The following is a 10,548-nucleotide window of genomic DNA, read 5'->3' as shown; positions in this document are numbered from 1 at the left end:
CAGGACGGCAAAGCCGACCGCATCGGCCATGAGGGCCGTCAGACCGGCCAGGAAGAGGCGGCGGAAGGTGTAGCGGGCCGCAACCAGTTTATGGGTGCCGCGGCCGACGTCCTGCATGATGCCGTTCATCTTCTGCACGCCGTGGGAGACGCCGATGGCAAAGACCAGAAACGGGACCAGGATGGAGTAGGGGTCCAGCTCGAAGCCGAGCGTGGCCACGATCCCCAGCTGCCAGATGACCGCCACCACGGAGCAGATGATGACCAGGACCGTGCTCCGGATGCAGCGGGTGTAGAGGAAGATGACGATGGCGGCGATCAGGGCGGCGATGCCGAAGTAGGTCATCACCTGCATCAGCCCGTCGATCAGGTCACCCACCAGCTTGGCAAAGCCGACGATGTGGATCTTGATCCCCCCCTTGCCCATCGACTCGTACTTGGTCCGGATGTCGTTCTCGATCTTCTTGGAGAAGAGGTTGTAGTCGAGCCTTTTCCCGGTGGCCGGGTCCTTGTCCAGGAGCGGCACAAAGACCATGGCCGACTTGTAGTTGGTGGCCAACAGGCTCCCCACGATGCCGGAGCGGTTGATGTTCTGTTTGAGCTTGGAGACCTTCTCTTCCGAGCCGTCGAAGTTGTCCGGCATGACCGGGCCGCCCTGGAACCCCTCTTCGGTGACCTCGTTCCAGCGGACGGCCGGGGTCCAGATGGACTTCACCCAGGCCCGGTCCACCCCGGGGGTGAGCACCAGATCGTCGTTTATCTGCCTGAGCACATCCAGGTACTGGGGATCGAAGATGTCGCCTTGCGTATTCTCCACCACCACCCGGATCGAGTTGCCCAGGCCGGGCAGGTCCTGCTTGTTGGCCAGATAGTTCTTGATGTAGGGATGGCTCTGGGGGAGCATCTTCTCGAAGCTCGCGTTAAAGACAATCTTGGTTGTCTGATAGGCGAGCAAAAGGGTGACGAGCACGCAGGCGATCATCACCACCAGCCGGTTGTTGAAGATCAGCCGCTCAAGCAGATTACCGGATTTCTGGTCGAAATCCTTCAGCTCCTTGACGACCGGCATTTCCTCTGTTTTTCCCATTCCAACTGCCATGTCAGTTCTCCCTGTCGTAGGGGCATCCCTTGTGGGTGCCCAATCAGGGCGGGCACAAGACCCGCCCCTACCTGATCGCTTGTACCTTCACGCCCCGCTGACCGACCAGGGCCAGGGTGTTGCCGTCAATGGCGGCCACGCCGGCGGCCGGGGTCGGCCGGTCGATCTTGACCTGGCTGAAGCTGCTGCCGTCGTCGCTGCTCACCAGGACATGCCCACCCTGGCTCACCAGGACGATCTTACCGTCTCCGGTCATGGTGCCCCCCATCAGGCCGACCGGGACCCCGGTTTCCACCTTCTGCCAGTTGGCGCCGCCATCCCTGCTTTTGAAGGCATTGCCCCGCATGCCAAAGGCGATCACCGCCCCGGGCTTGCCGGTAATGCCGAAAAAGGTGCCGCTATAGGAGGTCTTGAGTGCCGTGAACCGCTTCTTTGCCTGATCCAGCTTGAACACCGTCCCCTGCTCGGCAGTGATGAACAGATCAGAGCCGACCGGGCGGATGGCGTAGAGGTGGAAATGCTTCGGGTTGTCGATCCGGTCGTACCAGGGGGTCCAGCTCTTGCCGCCGTCAACCGTACGGAAGATCAGGTTGAAGGCGCCAACGATGAAGCCGGTGGTCTCGCTTTCGAACCAGACGTCCAGGAACGGCTTGTCAGGCCCCTGATCGACGAATTTCTTGATTTCCGCCATCATCTCCGCGGTCTGCTGCCCGCCGGGTTTGCTCACCGGACTGTTCATCGGGTCGTGGCAGGTGCCGCAGCTGTTGGTGCCCATGTAATGGGTTGCCAGGACCTGGGCCGCGGCCCGGCCGTCGAACTGCTTGACCCAGTTGGCCCCGCCATCGCTCGAGTGCAGCACCACCCCGTCGTGGCCGACCGCCCAGCCGTTTTGCGCCGACGGGAAGTGCACGGCCAACAGGTCGGAGCTGACCGGGACACTGGCCTGGGTCCAGTTCTTCCCCCGGTCATCCGAGTAGACGATATGGCCATGCTGGCCGACGCCCACCACCCGCGTTCCGGCCAGGGTGACGCTGGTGAGGAGCGTCTGGGCGGCATGACTGCTCTTGGCGGCGGGGGTATCGAGAACATCCTGGAAAAGTGCCTCGGCGCCGGTTTTCTCGTTCTTCTGGTCAGCCGGCTTGGCCTGCGCCTCCAACAAACCCGGGAACCTGGCGCCAACGGAGGCGAGCAACATGACGGCTGTCAACAGCACGATGGTTTTCGTTCTCGATTTCATAGCTTCTCCCGGCGTCGCTTCCTACGCCCGTGGTTTCGGTCCTGCTGGCTAAGCGGTCTGCACGCTCCCGCCGGTGGTCCGGCGGGAGCGCTTGTGTCGGTCAACTGTCAGCGAATGCCGCCGGCTGCCAGTGAATCGGCGGTCCAGTCCTTGGACGGGAACGGTTTGCTGTGGTAGAGGATACCTTTCTGGCCCCTCGTCGGTATAGCGTTGATGGCGTAGGAGTTGGTGACCAGATCGGTAATGGAGAAGGCATCCGGGAACGGGCACGGCACATCGTACTGCTGGGTGATGTAGTTCATCCCCACCCGGTAGAGCTGGCCGCGACCGTCGTATTTGTCGGCCAGGGCGGCTGCCCAAGTGTCTTCATCCAGGTAGAATACCTGCTTCTGGTAGAGGTGCCGCTTGCCAGGCTTCAGCGTTCCCTCGACCACCCAGACCCGGTGCAGTTCCCAGCGGACCAGGTCGGGGTTGACGTGGTTCGCTTTCAGCAACTCCTTTTCGGGATCGGCCCAGTAGAGCATCCTGTATTCGTTGTACGGGATGTACATTTCTTTCTTGCCGACGATCTTGAAGTTGTACCGCTCCAGTGAACCGCTGAACAGGAACAGGTCGTCCCAAGTGGTCTGGCCGCCGAACAGGGAACTGGGGGTATCGAAGGAGAGTTCCGGCGCCAGTTTCACCCGCCGCTGGCCGGGTAGATACTGCCAACCCTTACGCGAGCTCTTGGTAAAGTCAATAGGGTCGGTGATCAGCACTGCCTCGCCAACCCGCCGGGCTGGTCCTACGAACATGTCCTTCAGTGAGTAGAAGTCTTTGGTGTCAGGTTTGGCCGGGTCGAAATAGGGATATTCCTGGGTGACGTTGCCGTCGGCCTGCATGGTTATCCGGCCCGAGGAATCGACGGTGTACGCCTTGTAGCGAATTTCAAACGAGAGTCCGTTGTAATGCAGCAGATGGTTCCACATCGCCTCGAAGCCGTCGTTCGGAATCGGGAACGGCAGGCCTCCATGGGCGCCGGTGAACGACAGGCCGCCGCCGGTGGTCTTGGCCGTGGTCGCAGCCTTCACGGTGTTATCGGTCACGTACTTGGGGTACGCCGCGGTCCGGTGGGTCTTGTAGACGTCCAGCCGGAAGGTCGGGTACTTCTTCAGCATCGCCTTGACCCCTTCGGACAGCTTGTCCGAGTACTGGGCCATGTTCTTGGCCGTGATGGCGAACTGCGGCTTCTCGCCGGCGAACGGGTCGGGACGCCACCCCTTATGGGTGTAGTTGGCCGGTGCCTTACTGAGTCCGCCGGTGTACTCGGGAATGGTCCCTTCCTTGTTGCCGGCCTTCTCGGCGCCGACCAGGGTCAGGTTCTTGCCGAGCTGCGCCGCCTTGTCCGCGGATACCGCCCCAAATGCCAGTCCTGCGCTGGCCAGGGTCAGACATCCTGCCAGTATGCTGTTGCGTATCAACATATCGTTTCTCCTTTGGTTAGAATGTGGCTTTCAACGTCAGGGACAAGAGGTCGCGGTCCCTGAGCAGGGCAATGGCATCGGCTGCCCCTTGTCCGGGTCCTTCAAAACCCGGCGGCGCAATCTGGCCGCCCGCATCCGGACGGACCTTGCCGAAGAAGCTGGCATAGGTCAGGTCGATCTTGTATTTGGCGAATACGTCGAACGAGAGCCCGGCGCTGTAACTGCCGGTCCCCTCGGTGCCGCCGGTGAGGGTGGCGGCGTTGCCGTGCATCCCGACGCTGAAATTGAGCGGCATGGCCAGATCCACCCCCGGCAGGACCTGCTTCCATTCCGGCACCAGGTTGACCGTGACCACGGAGTTGTCACGGGTGGAGTGGCCGACCCCCTGGTTGGTGGGTGCCCCTACGGCATTACTCCCGGTGTTGCCGGTGAAGTAGCGGGCATTTTCACTGACCCGGTTCCAGCGGCCATAGGCAAATTCCAGAATGGCCGAACCGGTGTCGAACAGCGGGGTTTTGGGCAGGAGCGTCAGGAAGTTGAGCACCGCGTGCATGGTGTCGCCACGGGCACCGGCCGGGGCAAACCACTGGCTCGTCAGCGGCATGTTCCGCCGATAGGAGATTTCCGAGCCGACACTGATCCCCAGGATCTGCTTGGCAAAGCTGATGCCGTACAGACTGATGTTGGATTTATAATCATGATAATAATTGGTCGGCAGAGGAGGGTTTGCTCCGGTCAGAAAGCTGGACGACAGCACCTGCGGCATCTTGTCGGAGAAGTTGCGGTAGTGGAACCCCAGGGTCCCGTTCAGCCACTCGGGACTGTACGCGAGCTTGATCCCCCAGTCGCGGGCCGGACTCGGCCGGTGATCCCCGGTGTTGAATGCCACCATCCCCGGCCCGGCAGCAGACGTGGGTCCCCAGGGGAAATAGTAGGCTTCGCCGCTGTTCATGAGCCCATCTACCATCCCCAGGTAACTGCCGGTCTCGGGGAATTTGTTCGGCTCCCATTCCAGGTAGTACTGCCCGGCAATGGTGAGATCGTTGGTCGGCTGGACCTGGACCGATACCTGATTCAGCGGCCGGAAGATCTCCTTCAGCTCAACCCCGGGCATCGTCAGTGCCTTGGCCATGTCGATCGGTGACTGACCATAGGAGATGCCGTTGTTACCGGCGCCCGGGAAGAACGCTTCCCCCCAGTAGATCGTGTGCCGTCCCGCCCGGATGTTGACCGGTACGTCGCCGAAATTGACTTTGGCAAAGGCAAAGGCATCCAGCAATTCTCCGTCCGGCCCGCCGAACTGGCGCATTGTGTATCTGTTTAAGCCGCTGGCTGGGGCGCCGTTTTCAAAATGGTTGGAAAAGTAATTATTTTTATAGGCCTTTTCACGGTAGATCGGGTCGTACCAGAGAGCGCCGCTCAACCTGATCCCGAAATCCTTCTTGTAGACCATGTCCGTCTCGGTGAGAAGGTCTATCCGGCTGGAAACGAGACCTACATCAAAGTTGCGGTCGCCATCACTGTGGTTGGCACTGTTGACGATATTATCGCTCTGCCCTTTGAGACGCTGGGCCAGGGTGTACCGGAAGGTGTTGTCCCAATGGATGACGACGTCCTCGTTGTCGGTCGGGATCTCGAACGCGTTGGCGCTGACGCCAATCCCCAGGACAGCCATCGCCGCAACCGTTACCAACCCCTGCCGCACTCCCCTGACTGGTTTCTTCCTCTGATAGCGCTTACCCATCTAATGCCTCCTGGTTCGGTTTCCACTGCTGTCATGTGAAAGTTCGCCATTACATCCCGCAAATCTTCTCATCCCCCTTTCCCGGCACAGCCTCTGTTGTTCTCCTCATCAGCTCCTTTTCTCGATTTTCCTGTTCAGGTATTGATGAGATTGCGCTATCAGCCCAGACTGACTCCTGATTTGCCCGGCGACAGGATGTTGTTGGGGTCCAGCGCCTTTTTGATGGTGCGATTGAGTCTGCGCATGGCCGGTCCGTAGGCATCGGCCACTTTGTTCATGAACCCGCTGTTGGTGCGGTTGATTGCCCAGCCATGTTTGGTGAAGGCGTTTATCAGTTCATCAAAGCACTTGTGTGCCCGTTTCATCTCTTCAGGCTTGGAGCGGTCAAAGCGCAGGTCCACGACGTGACGCGCGTCGTACCAGAAGAAGATGAACTCGCTGAGGTAGTCGAAACCATGTTTGTTGAGGATTTCTGTGGCGACCTTCACCTGCTGCAGGCACTCGGCCGGGCGGGGGGCTGCCGTTGGCGAAAACCGCATGGAGCCGCCGCCGGCACGCCATTTATCCAGCGGACTCTGCTGGGTAATCCCCCCCATCATCAGCTGTTTGCGATACTCGAAAGCCGGACCGCCCTTGGCTTCCTTTTCGGTGATGATCTTGATCTTGTTGCCGAATGCCTGCTTGAACGTGCCGGAGACATACATCCAGTTCAGCGCCACCTGCTCGGGAGAGCCGTAGACTGCACCGTAGAGGTTCCAGGCGCCAACGTTGTAGCTATCCATCAGCTTCCTGGTGGGGATGATGCCAGCCCCCTTGTTGAGAAAGCCGCCATTGCTGTTCTTGCTATTGGCAAAACAGGTGGCCGCTTCCCAGCCGGCATTGACCAGGGCACAGGCGTTGGGAACGATCTGGGCCTGGCGCAGGAACATGAGCGGTTTGATGATGTCGGCGATCATCTCGTTCTTGGGGAATTTTATGCAGAAGGGCATGTAGCCACCCGGCGGTGGCGCACCCATCAGCCAGACGCCGATCTTGGTGACGATTCCGTTGTTGCTTTGGGAAAACAGCCCGTCAACGTAGGGTCCGAACCCCCACTTGAATACCTGCCAACTGGTGGAATTGGGAATCCCTCCCATGCCGGTCTTGAGCAGGGTCCCGTCGGCCAGCACCACTTCCATGCCGCAGGAAAAGAGAAAATCCTCGCTGTAAGGTGTGTAGCCGCTGCCCCGTTCGAGGACATTGCCCACGATACTGACATTTGCCGACGGAGCAGGGGCATCGAGCCACAGATTGATCTTGTTCTTGGTGAGGTACTGCTGCAGCTCGGAATAGGTCACCCCGGGTTCCACCAGGCAGTAGCCCAACTCCTGATCTACCTCGATGATCTTCTTCATGTTCTTCAGGTCGAGCACAATCTGCCCGGGGGTGGCCGGCGCAGAGGAACCGTACCCCTCGTTCTCTCCGTTGCATACCGTCCAGAGCGGAGTCTTGTATTTGTTGGCAATGGCGACAATGGCCTGGATCTCTTTGGCCGTCGTTGGGTAGATCGCCGCGGAAGGGGTGTGCAATGCCTCGCTTTCGGCAATGGTGATTGCAAGGTAGGGTTGCAGGGATGCCTGATCGGTGCGGACACGTCCCTCGCCCAACAGGGTGCGGTACTCCTTGATAGCTTTGGAAAAGGCCTGTTCTGTCACGCCTTTGGGCAACGCAATGAAACTACTCATCTTCATACCTCCTCGTCCTCGCCGTTATCTTTACAGAGGAATATCCAGGTTGATGCCCGACTTGCCGGGGGACAGGATATTGTTGGGATCCAGCGCTTGTTTCAAGGTGCGATGGATTTTTCGCATTTCGGGCCCGTAGGTGTTGGCCGCCTTTTCCATGAAGGCGGTATTGGTGCGATAGGTCCCATAACCGTTCTTGGTGAATACCTTCAGCAGTTCGTCGAAGCATCTATAGGCCTTGTGCATCTCATCCGGCTGGGTACGATCGTAGAGCAGATCGATGATATGGTGCATTTCACGCCAGCCGACGATGAACTCGGAAACATAGTCGAAGCCGTGCTTGTTGAGGATTTCGGTGGCAATCCGCATCTGCTTGTCGCACTCGGTCGGCCTGGCTGCGGCCACCGGGGCGAACCACATGGAGCCCCCACCGCCGCGCCAGTTGTAGAGTCCGAACTCCTGCAGCGTGCTCCCCCCCATCATCAACTGCCGGCGATACTCGAAGATCGGATCGTCCTTGGCCTCTTTTTCGGTGAATATTTCGACGTTTTTGCCAAACTTGGCCTTGAAGGCGCCGGAGACGTATTTCCAGTTCAGGGCCACCTGCTCAGGGGAGCCGTAGAGGGCGGCATAGAAGTTCCAGGCGCCGACCTTGTACTTGTCCATGATCTCCTGGAAGACCTTGGGGGGGAGACTCCCCTTGCCCTTGAAGAAGGTGCTCCGGTTGGTCCCCTTACCGTTCTTGTCATAGGTGAAGTAGCCGGCAGCCTCCCAGCCGGCGTTCACCACGACGCAGGCGTTGGGAATGATCTGCGCCAGGCGCAGCGGCATGAAGGTCTTGACGATATCGCCCAGCATGTCCACCTTGGGGAACTTCATCAGGAACGGCATATACCCTCCCGGCGGTGGGCCTTTCAGGAGCCAGACGCCGAGCTTGGTGATGATGCCGTAGTTGGACTGGGTGAAGATGCCGTCGACATAAGGCCCGTATCCCCATTTGTAGGACTGCCAGCTGGTGGAGTTCTGTACCCCACCCGTGCCGGTGCGGACCACATCGCCGTTGGCCAGGACCAGTTCCATCCCGCAGGAGACGAGGAAGTGCTCACCGTAGGGGGTGTAACCGACCCCGCGGTCTGCGGTGTTGCCGACCGGGCTGGCCATGGCCGAGGGGGCCGGCACGTCGACCCACAGGTTCATCTTGTGTTTCTTGAAGTACTGCTGCAGATCGTAGTAGGTCACCCCCGGCTCGACCACGCAGTATCCCAGCTCCTCATCCACATGAACGATCTTCTTCATGGTCTTCAGGTCGAGAACGATCTGGCCCCGGGTGGCCGGGGCGGCTGAGCCGTACCCCATGTTTTTCCCGGTCGATACCGTCCAGAGCGGGGTCTTGTACCTATTGGCTATGGCAACGATGGCCTGGATCTCTTTGACCGTTCGCGGGTACATCGCCGCGGATGGCTTGTGCAGCTCCTCGGTTTCCGGGATCATGATCTTCAGATAGGACTGCAGGGACGCCGAATCGGTGCGGACCCGGTCGTCGCCGAGGAGCGCGCGGTATTCTCGAATCGCTTTCGCGAAGGCTTCTTCGGTAACTCCCTTGGGCAGTGCAATGAAACTACTCATAGTCAAAACCTCCTCAATTACAGCTGTACGGAAAAGGTCACCCGGTTCCGGTCCTCAAAAGTGATGTAGTGGAACGTACCGCCGCTGTCGACGATCGCCTCGTGAACAACGGCAAAGGTGGCCGGGTCAACCACGCCGACCAGGGTGTTGGCGCTGCCGCGTGCTTCTTCGTAAAGGTTCCTGGTGGTGAAATAATGTTCGGTCAGTGACCCGGTCAGGGGCTTGGCCGTCCAGGAGCCGGGGGCGTTCGTATTCATCATCTCGACAAAGTCGCTCGCCTTGCCCAGGGTGGGGACGTACAGGCAGATTCCCTTGATCTGTCCCGGTACGGCCGCCTCGGCCTTGCGGGGGGTGGCTGCTGCCATTCCGGTTGCGGCCAGTGCCGCGCCGGCGGTGAATATCTGCTTGAAAAACCCTCTTCTTGCCGATTCCATCATGGTTTTACCCCTCCTTGCGTCGCCTTAGCCGGATTGAAGTCGGGATGGGTTTTCCGGTAGGCGGCCACATCCTTCAGATAGGCGACGATGGCGTTCAATTCCTTGGGGGTTACTTCCGACACCCTGAAGGCCGGCATCGCATTGAAGCCAAAGCGTGTATTGTTGCGGATATACTGCTCGTGCAGCGGGTTGCCGCTCTTCGACATCATGTCATAGATGCCTATCGGGCCGATCTGCACCCCTAGCTTGTGGCACATCACACAGTACATGGCGAAGACGTAGGGCATTTTCGGCGGTTCCTGGGCCTGGGCCACGGCGCTCAACAGCATCCCCGAGACCAGCACTGCCGCAAGTATCTTTATGGTTTTCCGGTTCATACTCTCACTCCTCATCGGTAAGGTTTCCAAGGCCGGGGTGTTACTCCTCGTCACGTTTTTCATCCCCTGCGGGTACGGACAGATCGGTCTCCGGCATAATGAGGTCCACCCTTGGGGGGACAAAGTCCGCTTTGACCTTGGAGGTGTACTGCCGGGTGAATTCCCGCTGGCTGAGACTTAATACAAAGCTTGCCAGGCATTCGACCTGATAGTCGTTCAGTGCGGGGAGCTGCATGGGCGAGCCCGGGGTGACCTTTTTGGGGTTTTTGAAGTGCTCCACGACCCAGGCCTGCTTGGAATGGCCCCCCTCTATATGGCTGTAGTCGAAGCTGCCGGGGTCCTTGTCGGCAAAGGCACTCAGCTCGGGGCCGACGGCGCCCCCCTGCTTGTCGATCTGGTGGCAGCCGGCGCAGTGCATCTCCTTGAACAGCTCCCGGCCCTTGACCAGCTTATCCGCGCCGATGGCGGCGAAATCCTTGTGGCAGATGCCGCAGCGGGACTGCATGAGCCCCTTTTGCACCATCGGCACCGGCCAGTCGGCGATGGTCTTGTGGGCGGCCCCGTGAACGGTGGTGGCCAGCCCCTGGCCGCCATGGCAGATGGTGCAGCCGTACTTTTCCACCGGATGCTTTTTGAGGAGCTCCGGATTGGGGTGGGCTCGAAACGGCTGCCGGGCATTGGCAAAGAGGGGGTCGTCGATGCCGAGGTGGCAGGTGGGGCAGCGCTCGACCTCCTTGAACTCACCGATCACGACCTGCCTGACCTCCGGCTTCATGGTCACCACCCGGTCGAAGAAGGCCGGATTCTTGTCGCGGCTGATCTTTTTCAGGAGCAGGTCCCGG

General features: G+C 59.8%; 9 protein-coding genes. All 9 read right to left on the bottom strand.

What is annotated here, in order from left to right:
• Window positions 1-1,098 (bottom strand): efflux RND transporter permease subunit (locus JN12_RS20010; protein ID WP_145026223.1); only part of this gene is annotated, 1,098 nt, incomplete at its 3' end.
• Between the two features lie 67 nt (window positions 1,099-1,165).
• Window positions 1,166-2,335, bottom strand: coding sequence for a WD40/YVTN/BNR-like repeat-containing protein (locus tag JN12_RS20005; protein WP_246125937.1), 1,170 nt, complete (start codon window positions 2,333-2,335; stop codon window positions 1,166-1,168).
• Window positions 2,336-2,442: 107 nt separating this feature from the next.
• Window positions 2,443-3,798, bottom strand: a complete 1,356-nt coding sequence (locus tag JN12_RS20000) for a DUF1329 domain-containing protein (protein ID WP_145026220.1) — start codon at window positions 3,796-3,798, stop codon at window positions 2,443-2,445.
• A 16-nt stretch (window positions 3,799-3,814) separates the two neighbouring features.
• Window positions 3,815-5,542, bottom strand: a complete 1,728-nt coding sequence (locus tag JN12_RS19995) for a DUF1302 domain-containing protein (protein ID WP_145026217.1) — start codon at window positions 5,540-5,542, stop codon at window positions 3,815-3,817.
• A 158-nt stretch (window positions 5,543-5,700) separates the two neighbouring features.
• Entirely contained in the window at window positions 5,701-7,266 is a 1,566-nt protein-coding gene (locus JN12_RS19990; protein WP_145026214.1) for an FAD-binding oxidoreductase, read from the bottom strand.
• A 30-nt stretch (window positions 7,267-7,296) separates the two neighbouring features.
• Window positions 7,297-8,892, bottom strand: coding sequence for an FAD-binding oxidoreductase (locus tag JN12_RS19985; protein WP_145026211.1), 1,596 nt, complete (start codon window positions 8,890-8,892; stop codon window positions 7,297-7,299).
• Window positions 8,893-8,909: 17 nt separating this feature from the next.
• Window positions 8,910-9,329 carry a twin-arginine translocation pathway signal protein gene (locus JN12_RS19980; protein WP_145026208.1) on the bottom strand — a complete coding sequence of 140 codons (420 nt, stop codon included), beginning with the start codon at window positions 9,327-9,329 and terminating at the stop codon, window positions 8,910-8,912.
• Window positions 9,326-9,706, bottom strand: coding sequence for a c-type cytochrome (locus JN12_RS19975; RefSeq protein WP_145026205.1), 381 nt, complete (start codon window positions 9,704-9,706; stop codon window positions 9,326-9,328). Before JN12_RS19975 ends, JN12_RS19980 begins: the two co-directional genes overlap by 4 nt.
• A 40-nt stretch (window positions 9,707-9,746) precedes the next feature.
• The coding region (locus tag JN12_RS19970; protein WP_145026202.1) for a c-type cytochrome at window positions 9,747-10,548 on the bottom strand (802 nt) is incomplete at its 5' end.

Origin of the sequence: Geobacter argillaceus (genome assembly GCF_007830735.1) — a bacterium.
In the GTDB taxonomy this organism is placed as follows: Bacteria; Desulfobacterota; Desulfuromonadia; order Geobacterales; family DSM-12255; genus Geomobilibacter; species Geomobilibacter argillaceus.
Note: the sequence above shows the minus strand (reverse complement) of the source record. Positions and strands in the feature narration are given on the sequence as shown.